General features: G+C 67.8%; 4 protein-coding genes (1 of these 4 running past the window's edge). All 4 read left to right on the top strand.

Annotated features, from left to right (window positions below):
• The first annotated feature begins 7 nt into the window (after positions 1-7).
• On the top strand, positions 8-1612 hold the full coding sequence (locus PSR88_RS00665; RefSeq protein ID WP_016884219.1) for an amidohydrolase: 1605 nt from the start codon (positions 8-10) through the stop codon (positions 1610-1612).
• On the top strand, positions 1602-3305 hold the full coding sequence (gene lnt, locus PSR88_RS00660) for an apolipoprotein N-acyltransferase (RefSeq protein WP_016884220.1): 1704 nt from the start codon (positions 1602-1604) through the stop codon (positions 3303-3305). Before PSR88_RS00665 ends, lnt begins: the two co-directional genes overlap by 11 nt.
• On the top strand, positions 3232-4014 hold the full coding sequence (locus PSR88_RS00655) for a polyprenol monophosphomannose synthase (RefSeq protein ID WP_029539648.1): 783 nt from the start codon (positions 3232-3234) through the stop codon (positions 4012-4014). The genes lnt and PSR88_RS00655 overlap by 74 nt, the downstream gene beginning before the upstream one ends.
• A 208-nt stretch (positions 4015-4222) precedes the next feature.
• Positions 4223-22960 carry the 5' portion of a non-ribosomal peptide synthase/polyketide synthase gene (locus PSR88_RS00650; RefSeq protein WP_029539649.1) on the top strand. Its footprint extends 12381 nt past the window's final position, so 18738 of the gene's 31119 nt are visible here — the first part of the coding sequence; it begins with the start codon at positions 4223-4225; the stop codon falls past the right edge of the window.

Genomic DNA, 22960 nt, shown 5'->3' with positions numbered 1-22960 from the left:
AGACTGGTTGCCTGTGACTACACAACTGCTGGTCGGCGGCCGAATCTACAGTTCCTTTGCACCAGACGCCACGTCGATGGCAGTGACCGGCGGCGTCGTGTCGTGGGTCGGCGACGACCGCGCGGCCCGCGCGCTGCATCCCGGCGCCGACGTGGTCGACCTCGGCGGCGCGTTCGTCACCCCGGCCTTCGTCGACACCCACGTGCACGTCACGGCGCTCGGCCTGAACATCGTCGGGCTCGATCTGGTCGGTGTCGGGTCGCTTCGCGAATGCCTCGACCGGCTCGCCTCCTTCGCCCGCACCCACGGCGACGCGGTCATCTGGGGACACGGCTGGGACGAATCGGCGTGGCCGGAAGGCGCCGGTCCCACCACGGCGCAGCTCGACGAGGCCGCACCCGGGCGCACGGTGTATCTGTCTCGGATCGACGTCCATTCGGCGGTCTGCTCGACCGCCCTGCGACAGTCGGTCCCGGATCTGAGCGACACCGCCGGGTTCTCGCCGGAGGGGCCGCTGACGTTCGAGGCGCACCACGCCGCCCGCACCGTCGCGCGCTCGCTGCTGACGGCCGAGCAGCGTTCCGCCGCCCGCACCGCCGCACTCGACGCCATCGCCTCCCGCGGCATCGTCGCTGTGCACGAGTGCGGAGGGCCCGACATCGCCGGACTCGACGATTTCCGGGAACTCCTCGCCACCCCGCACGGCGTCGAGGTCCGCGGCTACTGGGGTGAGGCGGTCACCGACGCCGACGAGGCCAGGAAGTTGCTGAACACCACCGGCGCCCACGCGCTGGGCGGCGACCTGTTCATCGACGGATCCCTCGGCTCCCACACGGCGTGGCTCAGCGAACCCTATGCCGATCTGGACGGCGGCACCGGCAAGAGTTACCTGGGAGTCGACGAGATCGCCGCCCACGTGCGGGCCTGCACGATCGCCGGAATCCAGGCCGGGTTCCACGTCATCGGCGACGCCGCCGTCCGGGCCGCGGTCGACGCGTTCGCCGTCGTCGCCGCCGACCTGGGCGGGCCCGCGGTCGCGAAGGCCGGGCACCGACTCGAACACGTCGAGATGATGACCGGGGACGACGCGGCGCGGCTCGCGCAATGGGGTGTGATCGCCAGCGTCCAGCCCGCGTTCGACGCCCTGTGGGGTGGCACCGACGGCCTGTACGCGCAGCGCCTGGGAACCGAGCGTGCCCTCACCCTCAACCCGTTCGCCGCCGCCGCCTCAGCCGGGGTGTCGCTGGCGCTGAGCTCCGACGCGCCCGTCACCCCGGTCGACCCCTGGGCGATGCTGCGCGCGGCCGTCCATCACCGCACCCCCGGCAGCGGGATCTCCCCCCGCGCGGCGTTCTCGGCGGCCACCCGGGGTGCATGGCGGGCAGGCGGGGTCCGAGACGGTCTCGCCGGGACGCTCGACCCGGGAGCGCCCGCGTCGTACGCCGTGTGGGATGCCGGGGAACTCGTCGTCAGCGCGCCCAAGGACTCCGTGCAGCGGTGGTCGACCGATCCCCGGTCCCGGGTTCCGGCCCTGCCGCGGCTCGAGGACGACGCGCCCGCACCGGTCCTGCTGCGTTCGGTGCACCGGGGGAGCGTCGTCCATGAGCGGTAGCACCACACCTCGCTGGACTATCGGAAAGCTCGGCGTGCTGGTGCGTTCCGTCCTGTCGGTGGCTGCGGGATTCCTCGTGTTCGCCGGCTTTCCGCCCCGGCCCCTGTGGTTCCTCGCACCCATCGGCATCGCCCTGCTGACGCTGATCCTCACCGGAGCCGGGGGTGCGGCACCGAGACTGCGCGCGGGTTTCGGCTACGGGTATCTCGCGGGACTCGGTTTCCTCGTGCCGCTGCTCCCGTGGATCGGGGTGTTCGTCGGAGCCCTCCCGTGGCTTGCGCTCGCCGCGGTCGAGTCGTTGTACATAGGACTGTTCGGGGTGCTCGCCGTGCTCGTCTCCCGGCTCCGCTGGGCCCCGCTGTGGATCGCGGCGTGCTGGTCGCTCACCGAATGGCTGCGCGCGAGCGTGCCGTTCGGCGGCTTCCCCTGGGGGCGATTGGCGTTCGGCCAGTCGGAGGGCTGGTTCCTGCCGCTCGCGAGCATCGGCGGTGCCCCGCTGCTCAGCTTCGCCGTCGCACTGACCGGCGCCGGACTGGCATCCGTCGCCGTGACGGTGCGGGCCCGGGCGAGCGGTGCCACGAACTGGACGCGGCCGCTCGCAGGCGGCCTGGTCGCCGCCCTCGCCGCGACCGTCGTGTCGCTCGCGTTGTGGCCGACACTGCCGGGCATGGACTCGGGAGACCGGACGATCACCGTCGCCGCGATCCAGGGCAGCGTCCCCAAGCTCGGACTCGACTTCAACGACCAACGCAAGCGGGTCCTCGACAATCATGTGAACCGCACCCTCGAACTCGCCGACGATGTCGCGTCGGGCGCGGCGCCGCAGCCCGACCTCGTCGTCTGGCCCGAGAACGCGTCCGACATCGATCCCCTGCGCAACGCCGACGCCGCCGCCGACATCTCCCGGGCGTCCGAGGCGATCGGTGCGCCCATTCTGGTGGGCGCGGTGCTGGTGAACTCCGACCGCACCACCACCAACTCGGTGATCGTGTGGGACGGCGATGCGGGACCACAGGAGCAGCACGACAAGAAGATCATCCAGCCGTTCGGCGAGTACCTGCCGTACCGCGGGTTCTTCCGGCACTTCTCCGCGTACGCCGACCGGGCGGGCAACTTCGTTCCCGGCGACGGTGACGGCGTCGTCCACGCGGACGGGATCGCCGTGGGCGTCGCGACCTGCTACGAGGTGGCGTTCGACCGGGCGTTCGAGCAGTCGGTGCGCAGCGGCGCCGAACTGCTCGCCGTCCCCACCAACAACGCCACGTTCGGCGACACCGAGATGACCTACCAGCAGCTCGCCATGTCGCAGGTGCGGGCCGTGGAGCACGGCCGCGCCGTCGTCGTCGCCGCGACCAGCGGTGTGAGCGCGATCATCGGCCCCGACGGGTCCACGGCGGCGGAAACCTCACTTTTCGTACCCGCGGCCCTGGTGTCACAGGTGCCGCTGCGCACCGGTACTACGCTGGCAAGTCGGCTCGGCCCGATTCCGGAGGTTCTTCTCTGTGTCGGCGCCGTCGCTGCCGTCGCGTTCGCCGTGGTGCAACGACGACGCACAGTTCGCACACTGATTCAACGCAGTACCGAGAAGGCGCCGGCAGTTGCCGGCAGGGAGGATCCTCATGGCATCGGAGACCGATTCCGGGCAGAGCGGGGCACCGAGCGCACGGACTCTGGTGATCATTCCGACGTATAACGAGCGGGAGAATCTCGGCCTGATCGTGGGTCGCCTGCATGCGGCGCTGCCGCGGACGCATGTTCTCGTCGTCGACGACGGCAGCCCGGACGGCACCGGCGACGTCGCGGACGCCCTCGCGTCGAGTGACGACGCCAGTCGCATCCACGTGATGCACCGCACCGAGAAGAACGGTCTCGGAGCCGCGTACATCGCCGGTTTCCACTGGGGTCTGGACCGCGACTACACCGTCCTCGTCGAAATGGACGCGGACGGCAGTCACGCGCCCGAGCAGTTGCATCGCCTACTCGACCAGGTGGACGCCGGCGCCGACCTCGTACTCGGTTCGCGGTACGTGCCGGGCGGCACGGTCGTCAACTGGCCGAAGCACCGTGAGTGGCTCTCGCGCGGCGGGAACATCTACTCGCGGCTCGCGCTGGGCGTGAAGATCAAGGACATCACCGGCGGATACCGGGCGTACCGCCGTGAGGTGCTCGAGAAGCTCGACCTCGCCGCGGTGGAGTCGCACGGCTACTGCTTCCAGGTGGATCTCGCATGGCGGGCAATTCAGGAGGGCTTCGACGTCCGCGAAGTTCCCATCACGTTCACCGAACGAGAGATCGGCGAATCGAAGATGAGCGGCGGGATCGTTCGCGAGGCGCTCCTCAAGGTCACGCAGTGGGGGCTGCGGAACCGGATCGCCAAGCTCAAGGGTGCGGCAGCGAGGTAGCACCCGGGTACCAACCGCTGCCCCATTCCTTCGACAGAAGCAGTGGGGCAGTGCTGGGGTAGATGCTCTGAAACGTGATACCCATGGGCAAATGCGCGGTCAGTCCACATTTTGAGACGGGCTGAAACGGTTTGAACCGTACGTCCGATAGGAACTTGAAGCGTACTCCCGGGTAAGGTTCGGTAAATTCCCAGGTTCGCAGGTCACTATGAGTTTCCGTGGGTGGCCGGTGGGTGTCGTGCCCACCGCCGTAGTGGGAAAGAGGACGAACAAGGTGGTCGACGCTGTGCCGAGTGGTGATGTCACCGCCGTGGATCGTATTCCGGACGGTGCATTCCCACTCTCCACCGCTCAGCGGGGGATGTGGTTCGCCCAGCAGCTCGATCCCGAGGTGCCCGTCACCATCGCGCAGTGCGTGGAACTGGTGGGTGTCCTCGACGTGGCGTTGCTGTCGGAGTCGTTGATCACCGCCGGCCGCGAACTCGGCTCCGCCTTCCTCCGCCTCGTCGAGGTCGACGGAGTTCCCTATCAGCTGGTCGATCCGACCCTGGACGCGTCGGTCAGGTTCGTCGACCTGCAGCGCGAGCCCGATCCGCGGGCGGCGGCCAAGGAGTGGATGCGGCAGGAGTACACCACTCCGCTCGACGTGTGCCGCGACCGGCTCGTCACCTCGGCGGTCCTGTGCACCGGGCCGGATCGTCATTACTGGTACAGCCGTGTCCACCACGTCGCACTCGACGGCATGGGATCGATGACGCTCATCGACCGGACTACGCAGCTGTACACCGCAGCCGTGCAGGGGCGCACCGCCGCACCGTCCAAGGCCGCCGCACTCACCGACGTCGCCCGGGTCGACGACGACTACCGGATCTCGCCGCGCTACCGCGCCGACCAGGAGTACTGGTCCGAGCGGGTATCCACCATCGGCGAAACGCACAGCCTCGTCGAGCGCTCCGCGCCCGCACGGGCACGAAGCCGAACGGCGGGTGGGCAGATCCCCGGGACCCTCGTCGACCACCTCGAGGCCGCGACGGATCGTCACGACTCGTCGACCGCGTTCGAGGTCATTGCGGCGTTCGCCGCGTACCTGTCCCGGATGACCGGACGCGAAGAGGTCGCGGTCAGCCTGCCCGTCACCGCCCGCACCACCGCGCTGCTCCGCCGCTCCGGCGGCATGGTCTCCAATGTGGTCCCGTTGCACCTGCACGTCCGTCCGGACATGACGAACGCGGACCTGGTGGCGGCGGTCCGGCTGGAAGTCACCGCGGCACTCCGCCACCAGCGCTATCCGCACATCGACATCCGGCGGGACGCCGCCACCGAGCACCAGGGCTTCTACGGTCCCCTGATCAACGTCATGCTGTTCCACGACGAGATCACCCTCGGCAGCATCGTCGGCAGGCTCGAACTGCTGTCCACCGGTCCGATCACCGACCTCGCGGTCAACGTCTATCACGGAGTCGCCGGTACCAGCCTCAACCTGGACTTCGAGGCCAACCCCGACCTGTACTCCGAAGGCACCCTCCGCGCCCATCACACCCGCTTCACCCGGTTCCTGGGCGCGTTCCTGACCTCCGACACCGATGAACCTCGACGGGTCGGCGACCTCGACATCCTCGACGACGACGAGAGCCGCACCCTCGTTCCGGCTTCCGGCCGCGCCGGGTTCGCACCCGTCACTCTGCCCGACCTCCTCGGGGGTGCCGTCCGCAGCAACCGGGACGGGGACGCACTCGTCGCACCCGGGCACGGGATCTCCTCCGCCGACACCCTGAGCTACCGCGCCCTGGACGAAGCGTCGAACCGGCTCGCGCGGCTACTGATCGACCTCCAGGTCGGCCCGGAGGTCATGGTGGCGTTGGCGTTGCCGCGGTCGCGGGAGTCTGTGTCGAGCGTGTGGGCGGTGGCGAAGGCGGGCGCGGCGTTCGTTCCGGTCGATCCGAGCCTTCCGGCCGACCGCATCGCGTTCATGCTGGAGGATTGTGGTGCGCCGATCGGTATCACCACCGCCGCGTTGCGGGATGGTCTGCCGGAGTGCACGCACTGGATCGTGTTGGACGACGACGAGTTTCGGGCGACCGCGGCGGCGTATCCCCCGGATGCGGTCACGGACACCGATCGGACGCGGGCGTTGTCGGTCGATCACCCGGCGTATGTGATTTACACGTCGGGGTCGACGGGCAGGCCGAAGGGTGTGGCGGTCACGCACCGGGGTGTGGTGAATCTGGCGGCGGACGAGCGTGACCGTCTGGTGGTGTCGTCGGGTTCGCGGGTGCTGCATTTCGCGTCGCCGAGCTTCGATGCCTCTGTGTTCGAGTTGGTGATGGCGGTGTGTGCGGGTGCGACCCTGGTGGTGGCGCCGACCACGATTTACGGTGGCACCGAGTTGGCGGAGCTGATGGCCGAGCAGCGGGTGACGCATGCGTTCTGCACGCCGGCGGCCTTGGCGTCGCTCGATCACCGCGGTCTGGACCATCTGAGAACGGTAGTGGTGGCGGGTGATGTGTGCCCGCCGGAGTTGGTGGCGCGGTGGGCGCCGGGCCGGATCATGGTCAATGCGTACGGTCCGAGTGAGACCACGATCATGTCGTCCGCTACCGGACCGATGGTGCCCGGGCAGCCGGTCACCGTCGGGTCACCGACCGTGGGTGTCGATCTCGTCGTCCTCGACCACCGGTTGCGTCCGGTCCCGGCCGGGGTGCGCGGCGAACTCTACGTCCTCGGCTCCAGCCTGGCTCGCGGGTATGTGCGCCGGGCCGGGCTGACGGCGGAGCGTTTCGTGGCGAGTCCGTTCGGCACCGGCGGTCGGATGTACCGCACGGGTGACGTGGTCCGCTGGGTGACCGCCCCGGACGGGCCTCCGGTTCTGGAGTTTTTGGGCCGCAGTGATTTCCAGGTCAAGATCCGGGGGTTCCGGATCGAATTGGGTGAGATCGACGCCGCGTTGACTGCGCATCCGGTGGTGGAGTTCGCCTACACGGTCGGCTATGACGACGGGAGCGGGAGCAGTCGCCTGGTCTCGTACGTGCTGCCGGTGCCGGCAACCGACGTCGAAACCCGGGTGTTGTCGGAGTTCGTCGGGGAGCGTCTTCCCGGGTATATGGTGCCGTCGTCGATCATGATGTTGGATTCGCTGCCGCTGACCCCGGCCGGCAAACTCGACCGCAACGCCCTGCCCGCACCGGTATTCGCCGCACGCTCGGCCGACATCGTGCGCCCGAGAACGGTCACCGAGGAGATCCTCCTCGGGATCTTCCGCGACGTCCTCGGCCTGCCCGAACTGAGCGTCGACACCAGCTTCTTCGAACTCGGCGGCAACTCGCTGATGGCCACCCAGGTCGTGTCCCGGGTGAACACCGCCCTCGGTGTGCGGATCGGGGTCCGCGACCTCTTCCAGTCGCCGTCGGTGTCGCAATTGGCGGTCCCGGCGGCGAACACCGGCCCGCAGGCCGACTCGCGTCCGGTGCTGGAGGCGCGGGAACGACCCGACCACGTGCCGCTCTCCGTTGCGCAGCAACGCATGTGGTTCCTCAACCAGTTCGACACGGCGTCGCCCGCCTACAACCTGCCGATCTCCCTTCGGCTCACCGGCGCACTCGACCGGGAAGCCCTGCGAGCGGCACTCGGCGATGTCCAGGAACGGCACGAGGCGCTGCGCACCGTCTTCCCCGACACCCCGGACGGACCCCACCAGCTGGTCGTGCCCGTCGTGAGCGTGCTGGCCGAGACGGATCCGATCGACGTCGACGCGAAGTCGCTCACCGCCGCAGTGACGGCCCTCGGCGGTGCCGGATTCGACCTCACCACCGACACGCCGCTGCGCGCCGGGCTGTTCCGGGAGACGCCCGACCGGCACGTTCTCGTCCTCGTGGTTCATCACGTTGCCGCCGACGGCTGGTCCATGACGCCGCTGGCCGCCGACGTGATGGTCGCATACGCGGCGCGCGTCGCCGGTCACGCGCCCACCTGGGCGCCCCTCCCGGTGCAGTACGCCGACTACACCCTCTGGCAGCGTGAACTACTGGGTTCGGAAGACGACCCGGACAGCGTGTCCGCGCGGCAGATCGCCCACTGGCAGTCGGCGCTCGCCGGAGTGCCTCAGATGCTCGAGCTGCCCGCCGACAGGCCGCGGCCCGCCGAGATGTCGCATCGGGGCGGTCGTGTCGAATTCACGATCACGGCCGACGTCCACGGGCGTCTCGTCGATCTGGCGCAGAGCACCGGCACCACGCTGTTCATGGTCACCCACGCAGCCCTCGTGGTGCTGTTCCATCGCCTCGGCGCCGGGACGGACATCGTCATCGGCACCCCGGTCGCCGGACGCGGCGAGGAGGCGCTCGACGACCTGGTGGGCATGTTCGTCAACACCCTGGTGCTTCGTGCGACCGCCGAGCCGGGCGACACGTTCGAGGAGGTTCTCGACCGGGTCCGGGACGCCGACCTTGCCGCGTTCTCCCACGCCGACGTCCCGTTCGAGCGCCTCGTGGAGGTGCTCAGCCCCGACCGGTCCGCCGCGCGTCATCCGCTGTTCCAGGTCATGCTCTCGTTCCAGAACACCGCGCCGACCTCCGTCGAACTTCCAGGCCTCGAGGTCGCGGCGGCGGAAATCGATGTCCATGTTGCGAAATTCGACCTCCAGTTGACCGTCACCGAACGGTTCGTCGGGGCGGGCATGCCGGGTGGTCTCGCGGCCGGCTTCGATTACGCCACCGATCTGTTCGACGAGTCGACCGTAGCGTCGATGGCCGAGCGATTCGCGAACCTGTTGCGCTCGGTCGCGGCTTCCTCCGCGACGGTGGTCGGTGATCTGCCCCTGCTCCACGCCGCCGAACGCGACCGTCTTCTCGGCACGTGGAACGACACCGCGCACCGCGTGCCTGCGATGTGTCTGCCCGAGCTGTTCGACGCGCAGGTTGCCCGCACCCCGGATGCGGTCGCGGTGGTGTTCGGAGACGTCACGCTGTCGTATTCCCAACTCGATTGCCGCGCGAACAGTGTGGCGCGCTACCTGATCGACCGGGGAGTGGGACCCGAATCCCGCGTCGGGCTGGCGATGCGGCGCTCACCGGACCTGCTGGTCGGCATGTACGCGATCGTCAAGGCCGGCGGTGCCTACGTGCCGGTCGATCCCGACCACCCGACGGACCGGATCGGGTATGTGCTCGACTCCGCACAGCCCGTCTGCGTGCTCACGACCTCGGCCGACCGCGGCGCACTTCCCGCGGGTCAGTCATTCGTGGAGATCGATCGGATCGCGCTCGATTCCTATTCCGGCGGACCCGTCACCGACTCCGACCGACTGGCACCACTCCGCCCCGACAACCCCGCGTACGTCATCTACACCTCGGGCTCCACCGGTCGGCCCAAGGGTGTGTCGGTGCCGCACCGCGGGATCGTCAATCAGCTCCTGTGGATGCAGTCGGAATACGCGCTCACCGAACGGGACGTGCTGCTGCAGAAGACCGCAACCACTTTCGACGTATCGCTGTGGGGCTACTTCTGGCCCCTGCACACGGGCGCCACGATGGTGCTGGCCACCCCGGACGGTCACCGCGACCCCGAGTACCTCGCTCGGGTCATCGACGAGCACGGTGTCACCGTCACCGACTTCGTGCCGTCGATGCTCGACGCCTTCGTCGCGTCCGTGCCCATCACCTCGTGCAGCACTCTTCGGCACGTCTTCGTGATCGGCGAGGCGCTGCCCCCGGAGACCGTCACGCGGTTCCGGGCACTGTCCGATGCCGGACTGCACAACCTGTACGGGCCCACCGAGGCGGCAGTCTCGGTCACGTACTGGGACACCGCGACCACGGTCGCCGGCACGGTGCCGATCGGCGTGCCCGAGTGGAACACCCAGGTTTACGTTCTCGATTCGCGTCTGCACCCAGTTCCCCCCGGCGTTGCTGGTGAGCTCTACCTGGCGGGCGAGCAGCTCGCCCGGGGATACCTCGGCCGCGTCGATCTCACCTCGGACCGGTTCGTGGCCAATCCGTTTACTCCCGGCCTGCGTATGTACCGCACCGGCGACCTCGTGCGATGGACGTCGGCGGGCGCCCTCGAATACATCGGGCGCACCGACTTCCAGGTCAAGTTCCGAGGTCAGCGCATCGAGCTCGGCGAGATCGAATTCGTCCTGCGGGCACAACCGTCGGTCACCAGCGCTGCCGTGCTGGTCCATTCCGATCCCGGCACCGGCGATCGCCTCGTCGCGTACGTCGTGCCCGAGCCGGGACACGACCTCGATACCACGCGACTTCGAGAGTGCGCGGCCGCGTCCCTGCCGGCGTACATGATTCCGGCGGCGCTGATGGTCGTCGACGAATTCCCGCTCAATACAAGTGGAAAGCTCGATCGTCAGGCCCTGCCCGCACCTGAATTCGGTGGTTCCGGCACGGAGTACGTGGCCCCGCGCACGTCCGTCGAGGCCAACCTCGCGGAGATCTTCGCCGAGGTTCTCGGTCTCGACCGTATCGGCCTCCGGGACAACTTCTTCGACGTCGGCGGTAACTCCCTTGTCGCGACGCGGGTCACCTCGCGTATTCGGGCCGAGTTGGGTGCGCCGCTCGCCTTGCGTGACCTGTTCGATGCCCCCACCGTCGGGGCGCTCGCGGAGCGCATCGAGGGAACAGTGCCGACGACACCGCGCGCCCCACTGGTCGCCGCCACGCGCGCCGGACGGATTCCGCTGTCCCCGGCACAACGTCGCATGTGGTTCGTCAACCAGTTCGATACCGCATCCGCCGCCTACAACATGCCCTTCGCCCTGCGGCTGTCCGGCATTCTCGACTGTGACGGCCTGCGTTCGGCGATTCGCGACGTCCTCGAGCGTCACGAGTCCCTGCGCACCCTGTATCCGGACTCGACGGACGGCCCACATCAGGTGATCGTCGGCGCCGACGAGGTGCCCCTCGATCTCGACGTGCAGCCGATCACCGAGGCCGAGCTGCCGACGCGACTCGTGGAGCTCGCCACCGAGGGCTTCGACGTCACGTCCGCGGTGCCGCTGCGCACGGCATTGCTACGACTGTCCGTCGATGAGTACGTGCTCGCCGTGGTGGTGCACCACATCTCCGCCGACGGATCCTCGATGGCCCCGCTCGCACGTGACATCCTGCTCGCCTACACGGCGCGTACGGCTGGGCGGGCACCGTCGTGGCCGCCGTTGGACGTGCAGTACGCGGACTACAGCTATTGGCAGGCGGAGTTCCTCGGCGACGAGACCGACGGTCGGTCACAGGCCACCGAGCAGATCGAATTCTGGTCCGCGGCGCTCGACGGCATCCCCGACCTGCTGGAGTTGCCTGCTGATCGGCCCCGCCCAGCCATGCCGACGAATTCGGGTGCGACGGTACCGTTCTCGGTCGACGCTGCCACGGCGAAAGCCGTCGCCGACCTCGCGGCCCGCTCCGCTGCCACGCCGTTCATGGTGTGGCACGCCGCGCTGTCGGTTCTGCTCTCACGGCTGTCGAACGCGGTGGACGTCACCGTGGGCACGCCCGTCGCCGGTCGTGCCGAACCCTCTTTGCAGGACCTCGTCGGCATGTTCGTCAACACTCTCACCCTGCGCGCTCGAGTGTCCGGTGACCTGTCATTCGCCGACCTGCTTGCGCAGGTGCGGGAGTTCGACCTCGCCGCGTTCGCGCACGCCGATCTGCCGTTCGAGCGTCTCGTGGAGGTACTCGAACCCGCGCGGTCCACAGCCCGTCACCCACTTTTCCAGGTGGGTCTGTCATACGAGAACTTCGAACCGGGAGTGCTGGAACTACCGGGTCTGACGGTGAGCGCCGTCGAGATGAATCCGGAGATCGCGAAATTCGATCTGAACGTGACGCTCACCGAGATCCGCGACGAGCGCGGCACCGTGTCCGGTCTCACCGGTGCGTTCACGTATGCGGTCGATCTGTTCGACCGCGACACGGTGGAGTCGTTCGCGGACCGTTTCGCGCGGATCGTGACGGCGGCGCTGGCCGATCCGGGCACGGCGGTGGGGGACCTGCCGGTGCTGGATCAACGGGAACTGGTTCGCGTACTGCGCGAATGGAACGCCACGGACGTGGAGGTGAGCGGGCGCCCCTACCTCGCCCGCTACGACGAGCAGGCGGCACGGACGCCTGATGCGGTGGCGGTGGTGTACCGCGACGTGTCTGTGACGTACCGGGAATTCAACTCGCGGGTCAACCGGCTGGCCCGCAAACTCATCGCCGAAGGCGCCGGAACCGAAACCACCGTCGCGGTCGCAGCCCGCCGGTCGATCGAGTTTCTGATCGCCCTGCACGCCGTGTTGCGGAGTGGTGCGGCGTACGTGCCACTCGACGTCGACCTTCCGGCGGAGCGAGTGGCCCATGTCATCGAGGCAGCCCACCCGGTTCTCGTTCTGACCGCAGTTCGAGGCGAGTTCGAGTCGGACTCCGGAGTCCGGGTTCTCCCGATCGACGGTCTCGAACTCGACCGGTTCGACGATGCCCCGGTGACGAACCGCGACCGGCTGCGGCCTCTCGCGGCCGACAACCTCGCGTATGTCATCTTCACCTCGGGTTCGACCGGCCGACCCAAGGGAGTGGCCGTCTCGCACGCCGGTCTCGGAAGCCACTTCGAGTTCCTGATGTCTCTCTGCGCGCTGGACGAGACCGATCGGGTTGTCGTCAAGACACCACAGTCGTTCGACGCATCACTCTGGGAACTGTTGTGGCCCCTGGCTGTGGGCGCACGCGTCGTGATCGCGGAACCGGACGGACACAAGGATCCCGACTACCTCGCGGAACTGATCGATACCGAGCAGATCACGGCGATACATTTCGTCCCGTCGATGCTCGCCGTCTTCACCGACGTGATCGCGCCGTCCCGGTTCTCGTCGCTGCGTACCGTGTTCGTCGGCGGCGAGGCACTGTCCGTCAATGTGGCGCGGCGGTTCGCGGCCGTCTCCGACGCTGCCGTCCTCAACGCATACGGTCCCGCGGAGGTCGCGGCCGCCTCCACCACCTCATGGGTGGACACCTCGAACTCGGCCATCGTCACCGTGGGTACACCGGTGTGGAACACCCGAGCCTACGTGTTGGACCAGCGGCTCCACCCCAGTCCTGCAGGGGTGACCGGTGAGTTGTACCTGGCCGGCACGCAGGTGTCTCGCGGATACGCGGGACGGCCCGACCTCACCGCCGAACGGTTCGTGGCGAACCCCTTCGACGCGCCGGGCACTCGGATGTACCGGACCGGTGACCGTCTTCGCTGGACCGGCCGGGGCGAATTGGAATACCTCGGCCGCAACGATTTCCAGGTGAAGCTGCGCGGACTGCGGATCGAGCTCGGTGAGATCGAGGCGGTACTCGAGTCGGCGGACTCGGTTGCCCAGGCGGTCGTGACCGTGTACTCCGGAGCGGCGAGCGAACAATTGGTGGCCTATCTCGTCGCACGTGCGGGCACGAGGGTCGACCTAGAGGCACTGACGGCGTATGCCGCGAGTCGGCTGCCCGAATACATGGTTCCGGACGGGTTCGTCACGCTCGACGCCTTCCCGCTCAACGCGAGCGGCAAACTGGATCGAGTGGCGTTGCCTGCCCCGGCCGTCGGTGACGTCGCGGTCGATCGAGTGGAGCCACGTACTCCGATGGAGGAATCACTCGCGGCCTTGTTCAGGGAGGCGCTCGGCGTCGACGACCTGGGGGTGAACGACTCGTTCTTCGCTCTCGGCGGCGACAGCATCGTATCGATCCAGCTGGTTTCGCGAGCCAAGGCCGCGGGGATCGTATTCACCCCACGGGACGTGTTCGAGCGCAAGAGCATTGCCGCGCTCGCCGAAGTGGTTACCGTCGCGTCGGCGGATCGACTCGCGCTCGCCGAACTGGCGGGTGGCGGCGTGGGAAACGTCGAGTTGACACCGGTTGTCCGATCACTGTTCGACCGGTCGGGTTCGGTGGGCCGGTATTCGCAGTCCGTGTTACTGACGCTGCCGACCGGGATCGAGCGATCGGACATCGTGGCGACGGTGCAGGCGGTGCTCGACAGGCATGACGCGCTGCGGTCCCGGCTGGTCCGCGACGGTGCGGACGTGCGTCACTCGGTGTTGCCCACCGGTGCCGTCGACGCCGATCGACTGGTCACGACGGTGTCCGTGAATCCCGACCTCGGCGACGCAGCGTTCGATGCGCTGATCGACCGCGAACTCTCCGCCGCGGCCGACCGGTTCGACTTCGAGACCCCGGTGCTCACGCAGTTCGTCTGGTTGGATCGTGGTGCGACCCGGCCCGGGCGGCTCCTCGTGGTTGCGCATCACCTGGTCGTCGACGGTGTGTCCTGGCGGATCATCGTGCCGGACCTCGTTGCGGCGGGAGGTGCCGTCGCGGCCGGTCACGCTCCGAACCTGCCGGAGGTCGGTACGTCGTTGCGGCGGTGGTCGCACGGGTTGTCGGAGGCTGCCCGTCAGCCGTCCACCGTCGCGCAGTTCGACTACTGGCGAAGTGTTGTCGACGCTGCGGACCCGCTCCTCGGCGGCAGGGCTCTCGATCCGGTGCGGGACCGGACCTCGACCACGCAGGAGCTGCACGTCGAGCTGTCCACCGAGATAACGGCCACGCTGCTGGCCCGCGTGCCGGAGGCATTCGGGTGCTCTGTCGGTGATTCGCTGCTTGCCGGCTTCGCGGTGGCCCTCACCGAATGGCGCCGTGCGCGCGGGGTGCCCGCCGCCTCTGCGTACATCACGCTCGAGGGTCACGGCCGCGAAGAGTCGGTCGTGCCGGGCGCCGATCTGTCTCGTACCGTGGGCTGGTTCACCAGCGTTTATCCGGTGCGGCTCGCCCTCGAGGGGGTGGACACACAGGACGCACTCGTCGGCGGCGCGTCCGCCGGCGCCGCGATCAAGGCGGTGAAAGAGCAACTCCTGGCGGTCCCCGACCGGGGCGTCGGGTACGGACTGCTGCGGTACCTCAATCCGGCGACGGCCACCGTTCTCGCGGGCTTCGACCCGCCCCAGGTCGTCTTCAATTACCTCGGAAAGACCGGGATGGGCGATCTGTCCCCGGAGATGCGCGAGATCGGCTGGGTGCCGGATCTCGAATCGTCGCGCGTCTTCTCAGGTGAAACCGATCAGGACATGAGCGCTTCCGCAGCGATCGAGATCAATGCCGGAGTGACGGATACGGATGCCGGACCGCGACTCGGAGCTTCGGTGCGGTTCGCCGGTGAACTGCTCGCAGCCGACGACGTTCGCGAACTCGTCGATCTGTGGCAGCAGGCGCTCGTCTCACAGATCGAGCACGTCGTCGCCGGATCCGGTGGGGGGCTGACCCCGTCGGACATCGGCACGGTGGCGCTCACCCAGTCCCAGATCGACCTCTGGGAGCGGGCGTACCCGACCCTCGAGGATGTGTGGGCGCTGTCGCCGCTGCAGGCCGGTTTCCACTTCCATTCACTGTTGGCCGCCGAGCACAGTGTCGATGTCTACCATTCTCAGCTGCGGATGACCCTGCTCGGCGACGTGTCGGCGGATCGGATGCGGGCCGCTGCTGCTGCGCTCCTGGACCGGTACTCCAACCTGCGGGTGGTGTTCGTGCAGGACGGCGACGTCACCGCGCAGATCCCCCTCCGCGGGGTGGAGGTCCCACTGACCGTGGTCGACCTCTCGGGCCGTGAGAGTGATTCCGGGGAAAGGGAACTCGAGTCGCTCGTCGCAGAGAACCGGACCGCGCCGTTCGACTTGTCCGAGGCGCCGCTGCTGCGACTGCTGCTCGTGCGCACGGGAGCCGATCGGCACGAGTTGGCGATGACCAACCACCACATCCTCCTCGACGGATGGTCCATCCCGCTGATCGTCCAGGACCTGCTGGTGCTCTACGCGACCGCGGGCGATCAGTCCGCACTGCCGGCGGTGCGGCCCTACCGGGAATACCTCGACTGGCTGACCCGTCGAGACCCCTCCGCCTCGCGGGCCGCGTGGGCGCACGCGTTGGAAGGCTTCGACGAGCCGACTCTGCTTGCACCTGCCCGCACCGGCGGCAGCGCAACGGCGGACCCGGAGGAAGTTCCGGTCCACTTTTCCGCGGCGGACACCGCCGAGCTGCTGGCGTTCGCCCGACAGCACGGCGTCACGCCGAACACGGTGATCCAGACCGCCTGGGCTCTGCTGCTCAGGCGACTCACCGGACGGGACGACGTCGTATTCGGCGCCACCGTCTCGGGCCGCCCCCCGCACATCCCCGGGATCGAGTCGATGGTCGGGCTCTTCATCAACACCGTCCCCGTCCGGGTACGAATCGACGCCGACGAGTCGGTGGCCGAATTGCTGGTACGGGTGCAGGGGCAGCAGGCCGATTTGCTCGATCACCACTACCTCGGCCTGACGGAAATCCAGGCAGAGGCGGGGGTCGGGGCGCTGTTCGACACGCTCACCGTCTTCGAGTCGTACCCCATGGATCAGGCGGCGCTGCAGGCGCAGACCGACATCGCAGGTATGCGCGTGGACTCGGTCCAGGTGCACAGTGTCACCCACTACCCCTTGAGCCTGATGGCCCAGGTCGACGACACCCTGCGGCTCGGGGTGGCCTACCTGCCGGACACCTTTGAGCGCGACGAAGCGAGGTTGATTGCGGCGCGGCTCGATTCGGTGATTCGAGCGTTGATCGCAGAGCCCTCCGCCGCGGTCGCCCAGGTCACCGGATTCATCCCGGGCGAGTATGCGCGGGTGATGCACGACTGGAACGCCACCGACCACCACGTGCCGGAGTCGACGCTGCTGACGTTGTTCGAGGCGCAGGCTGCGCGTACACCCGATGCTGTTGCTGTCGATTTCGACGGTGACGTGCTGACGTACGCAGCCCTCGATGCGCGCGCGAACCAGCTGGCCCGGCATCTGATCGCGCTGGGCGTGGCCCCCGAAACCCGAGTGGCCGTGGTGATGCGGCGGTCGCTGGAACTGGTCGTCGGAATCTATGCCGTACTCAAGGCCGGTGGTGCGTACGTGCCGGTCGATCCCGATCACCCGGCGGAGCGAACGAGTTACGTGCTCGCGTCGGCGCAGCCGGTGTGCGTGCTGACCACCTCGGCCGACCGACCGGACCTGCCGAACCGGATCCCCGTGTCGGCCCTCGACACGCTCGACCTCTCGGGTGTCTCTGCGGTGCCGTTGACCGACGCCGAGCGTATCGAACCGTTGCGGCCTGCACACCCTGCGTACGTCATCTACACCTCCGGCTCCACCGGCAAGCCCAAGGGGGTCGCGGTACCGCATGCGGCAATCGTGAATCAATTGCTCTGGATGCAGTCGGAGTACGCACTCACCGATCGGGATGTGTGGTTGCAGAAGACCGCAACCACGTTCGACGTGTCGTTGTGGGGTTACTTCTGGCCCCTTCAGGTGGGTGCCACCATGGTGCTGGCCACTCCGGACGGGCATCGAGAGCCTGCCTATCTGACTCGGGTCATCGACGAGCGTGCGGTGACGGTTACCGATTTCGTGCCGTCCATGCTCGACGTGTTCGTCGCGGCCGCCCCGGAGGGGACGTGCCGTTCGTTGCGGCTCGTGTTCGTCATCGGCGAAGCGCTGCCGCCCGCGACAGTTCTGCGTTTCCGGGAACTCTCCGCGGCCGGACTGCACAACCTGTACGGGCCCACCGAGGCCGCAGTGTCGGTGACGTACTGGAAGACCGGTGACGCCGACACCACGAACGTGCCGATCGGTGTGCCGGAATGGAACACACAGGCCTACGTGCTCGATTCCCGGCTGCACCCCGTTCCCGTCGGCGTTCCGGGAGAGCTCTACCTGGGCGGTGCTCAGCTCGCACGCGGATACCTCGGCCGCGTCGATCTCACGTCCGACCGATTCGTCGCGAACCCGTTTGGACGCACGGGCGAGCGCATGTACCGCACCGGCGACCTCGTGCGATGGACGTCGTCGGGAGCGCTCGTCTACATCGGACGTACCGACTTCCAGGTGAAGTTCCGTGGTCAGCGCATCGAACTCGGCGAGATCGAGACAGTGCTCCGGTCGCACCCGGCGGTCACCGGCGCCGTCGTATCGGTGTACTCCGACACCACCGTCGGCGATCATCTGGTCGCGTATGTCGTCGGTACACCCGGCGAGTTGGACGTCGCGCAGCTTCGCCGGCAGGCTTCGGAATCCCTTCCGTCGTACATGGTGCCGTCCGCGATCACAGTGCTCGACGAGTTCCCGCTGAACACCAGCGGAAAACTCGATCGTAAGGAGTTGCCCGCTCCGGAATTCCACGGGAGTTCGACCGAGTACATCGCGCCGCGAAATGAGGCCGAGCGCACAGTCGCGGCAGTGTTCGCTGACGTGCTCGGTTCGAGCCGGGTCGGCGCGCACGACAACTTCTTCGATCTCGGCGGCAACTCGCTCTCCGTCACACGAGTGGCGGCTCGGCTCGGTGAGTTGTCGGGCACCGGACTCTCCGTGCGCGATGTGTTCACCGCGCCCACGGTCGCGGAGTTGGCTCGTCGTCTCGCCGAGCCCACGGCCGCAGGGGGCGCGCGCCCGGTGCTGTCCGGGATGCAGCGACCGGCCCGGATACCGCTGTCACCGGCGCAGCAGCGGATGTGGTTCATCAACCAGTTCGACCCCTCGTCGCCCGCGTACAACCTGCCGTTCGCGGTCCGCATGTCCGGTGCTCTCGATGTCGCCGCGCTGTCTCAGGCACTGGACGACGTAGTCGGGCGCCACGAGTCGCTTCGTACCGTTTTCCCTGACACGGACGACGGACCCGCCCAGGTCGTCGTGTCCGCGGCAGATCTCTCGATGCCCCTCGAGGTCGTGGACGTACCGGAGGGCGAGCTCGATTCCCGGATGATTGCATTCTCGTCGCACGGGTTCGACGTGTCCGAGGACTTGCCGGTTCGGGCAACGCTGTTCCGCACCGGTCCCGGCGAACACGTCCTGGCGATCACGCTGCACCACATCGCCGCCGACGGTTGGTCGTTCGGACCTCTCGGCGCGGATGTCATGGTCGCGTACGCGGCCCGAGCAGAGTCGCGAAGTCCGGAGTGGATTCCGCTTGCTGTCCAGTATGCCGACTACAGTGTGTGGCACAGGGCGGTTCTCGGCAGCGAGGACGAGCCGGAGTCACTCGCCCGGCGCCAACTCGAGTACTGGACGCGGACGCTCGACGGTCTCCCGGACGAGCTGAAACTCCCCTTCGACCGCCCGCGCCGGACTGAGCAGTCCTACGTCGGGGGATCCGTGGGCTTCACCATCACCCCCGAGATTCACAGCGGCATCGAACGGTTGGCGCGTGAACACGGGGCCACGGTCTTCATGGTGGCGCACGCTGCCTTCGCGCTCCTGTTGGCCCGCCTGTCCGCGTCGGACGATATCGCCGTCGGCGCTCCGATCGCGGGACGTGGCGAACGTGCTCTCGACAACCTGGTGGGAATGTTCGTCAATACGCTCGTGCTCCGCACGCGCATCGAGAGCACCGAGACGTTCGCGGAGTTGCTGACGCGGGTACGCGACGGCGACATCGGGGCATTCGGTCACGCGGACCTCCCCTTCGAGCGTCTCGTCGACGTACTCGACCCCGTGCGGACGTCCGCGCATCACCCGGTCATCCAGACTGCGCTGTCGATGCAGCCGACGGCCATCGACGACATCGAGCTGCCCGGACTCCGGGTGCGTGTCGAGGACATCGACGCGCGTGTCGCGAAGTTCGACCTGCAGCTGACATTGGGTGAGGACATCGATCCCGCGGGCGTTCCGTCGGGTATTCGCGCCGAGTTCACCTACGCCGCAGACTTGTTCGACGACGTTACTGTGCGCCGGTACGCGGGGCAGCTCGTGCGAATCCTCGAAACGGTGATTGCAGACCCGACCACGGTGGTCGGCGACGTGAATCTCCTCGACGACGCCGAGAGGGCCCGCCTGGCACCGGTTCGCGGGCCTGCGAGTCGACCTAGTCGACTGCTTCCCGAAGTTCTAGCCGAGTCGGCGGCCGACCCGTCCGCGACGGCGCTCGTCTTCGGCGACCGTTCGATGACCTACGGAGAACTGGACCGGCGATCCAACCTCTGGGCGCGCGAATTGATCGAAGCCGGAGCCGGACCCGAGACATTCGTGGCCGTCGCGCTCGCCCGCTCGATCGAATCGGTGCTCGCCGTCTGGGCCGTTGCCAAGACAGGTGCCGCGTTCGTGCCGGTGGATCCGAACTACCCGGCCGAACGAATCGCACACATGCTCGGCGATTCGGGGTCCGCGCTCGGCCTGACGACGATCGAGTTCCGAGCCGGATTGCCCGACTCGACACAGTGGCTCGTGATGGACGATCCCGACCACACTGCGCTGGTGACGTCCCACTCCTCGGCCGCGGTGACAGCGGCCGATCGCCTCGGACGGATGCACGCGGACCAACTCGCCTACCTCATCTACACATCCGGATCCACCGGACTGCCCAAGGGCGTCGCCGTCACACACTCGGGGCTCGCGAACCTCCTGACCGAGCTGGCCGACGAGTACGAGCTCACCGCCGACGCCCGTACCCTGCACTTCGCATCACCCAGTTTCGACGCCTCCGTATTTGAGTATCTGATGGCCTTCTGCAGGGGCGCGACGATGGTGGTCGTTCCCCACTCGGTGTACGGCGGTACGGAGCTCGCCGAACTCCTGGGCGCGCAAGGAGTCACGCACGCCTTCTTCACACCGGCCGCGTTGGCGTCCGTCGACCACACGGGACTCGACGAACTCGCCGTCATCGTCGTCGGCGGAGAGGCCTGGGGTGCCGACCTCGCCGAGCGTTGGGTACCGGGGCGGGCACTGTTCAACGGATACGGGCCGACCGAGTCCTCGATGATGGTGACGCAGTCTGGACCGCTGATGCTCGGCGAGCGGATGACCATCGGCGCTCCTGTGCGCGGTGTCGAGGCTTTCGTTCTCGACGCGCGGCTGCATCCCGTGTCACCCGGTGTGCCGGGGGAGCTGTACATATCGGGGCCGGCGCTTGCCCGCGGCTACCACCAGCGACTCGGTCTCACCGCGGAGCGTTTCGTCGCGAACCCCCACGGTGCACCCGGTCGGCGGATGTACCGTACCGGTGACCTCGTCCGGTGGGTCGAGTCCCGCACCGGGACATACGTCATCGAATACGTCGGGCGCAGCGACTTCCAGGTGAAGATTCGTGGATTCCGTGTGGAACTCGGTGAGATCGACTCCGTGTTCCGAGCGCATTCTGCGGTCGGATTCGCCGCAACCATCGCGCACGACACCGAATCCGGCGTTACAGCACTGGTCACCTATGTCTGCGCTGCGTCGGGGAACGACGTCGACGTCGACGACTTGACCGCATTCGTCGGCGGGGTGTTGCCGGCGCACATGGTCCCCGGTTCGATCATGGTTCTCGACTCGATCCCGCTGACACCGGCGGGCAAGCTCGACCGCCGCGCCCTCCCCGAGCCCGTGTTCGTGAGCCATACCCGATTCACCGCACCCGACACAGCGGACGAGATCGCAGTCGCCGCAGCGTTCGCGGATGTGCTGGGTGAATCACGCATCGGTGTGGACGACAACTTCTTCGCTCTCGGTGGCAACTCCTTGTCCGCCACCCAGGTGGTTTCCCGGGTCGGTTCAGCGTTCGGCACCCGTGTCTCCGTTCGCACGCTGTTCGACAACCCCACTGTGCGTCAACTTGTCTCCGCAGTGGCCACGTCGGGGCCGGACGCGTCCTCGGGTCGGCCCGCGCTGACCCGACGCGAGCATCCCGGACGAATCCCGTTGTCGCTGGCGCAGCAGCGGATCTGGTTCCTCAACCAATACGATCCTTCGTCGTCCGCATACAACATTCCACTCGCACTGCGGATGTCGGGGCGTATCGACGTCCCGGCCTTGCGTGCCGCGCTCGGTGACGTTCTGGAACGACACGAGTCGTTGCGGACCGTGTACCCAGGTTCTGCGGACGGTGCGCATCAGGAGATCCTGCCGGCCGCCGCCGCAGAATTCGATCTCACACCGATCCGAACCGCGCCGGACCAGCTGATGCTCCGGATCGCCGAGTACGCAGTCGCCGGTTTCGATGTGACCCGGGAGATCCCGTTCCGAATCCACCTGTTCCGGGAGAACCGTTCCGAACACGTGCTGCTGCTCGTCGCGCACCACATCGCGGCAGACGGATGGTCGTTCGGTCCGCTCGCCGCCGACGTGATGGCCGCATATGCATCCCGAGTGGAAGGGCTGGCGCCGTCCTGGGAGCCGCTGCCCGTCCAGTACGCCGATTACAGTGTGTGGCAGCGGGAACTGCTCGGCGCCGAGGACGATCCGGACAGTCTGTCCGCCACGCAGATCGAGCGTTGGCGTGCGGCGCTGGACGGTGCGCCCGAGGCACTCGATCTGCCTACGGACCACCCCCGTCCCGCGGTAGCGTCGCACCGCGGTGAACGCGTGGACTTCGAGATCGATGCCGACACCCACCGGGGGCTGGTCGAGCGCGCCCAGAAGGGCGGCACTACGCTGTTCATGGTTGTTCATGCAGCGTTCGCGACGCTCTTGCACAGGCTCAGCGGCAGCACGGACATCGTGATCGGCACACCCGTCGCAGGCCGCGGGGACGAGGGACTCGACCCGCTCGTCGGAATGTTCGTGAACACCCTGGCCTTGCGCACACGGATTGACCCCGGCGAGAGTATCGACGCTCTCCTGGAACAGGTGCGCGATGTCGATCTCACGGCATTCCAGGACACGGAGGTTCCCTTCGACCGGCTCGTCGAGATCCTGCGTCCCACCCGGTCGTCCGATCGGCACCCGCTGTTTCAGGTGATGTTCGCCTTCCAGAATCTGCGGCCGGTGACGATGGAACTGCCGCAGTTGGTGGTAGAGGCCGTCGACTTCGATCCTCACATCGCGAAGTTCGATCTGGATCTGGCGCTCGCCGAGATCGTGGACGACGCCGGACACCATCATGGGATTTCCGGTGCCTTCACATTCGCATCGGAACTCTTCGAACGCGCCACTGTCGCGGGA

It is taken from the genome of Rhodococcus sp. DK176 (assembly GCF_038447315.2).
Taxonomy (GTDB): Bacteria; Actinomycetota; Actinomycetes; order Mycobacteriales; family Mycobacteriaceae; genus Rhodococcus_F; species Rhodococcus_F jostii_A.
Note: the sequence above shows the minus strand (reverse complement) of the source record. Positions and strands in the feature narration are given on the sequence as shown.

Bases quoted from the DNA above. Each gene is read 5' to 3' on its own strand.
- PSR88_RS00655 (WP_029539648.1), top strand. From the start codon at position 3,232: ATGGCATCGGAGACCGATTCCGGGCAGAGCGGGGCACCGAGCGCACGG.
- lnt (WP_016884220.1), top strand. From the start codon at position 1,602: ATGAGCGGTAGCACCACACCTCGCTGGACTATCGGAAAGCTCGGCGTG.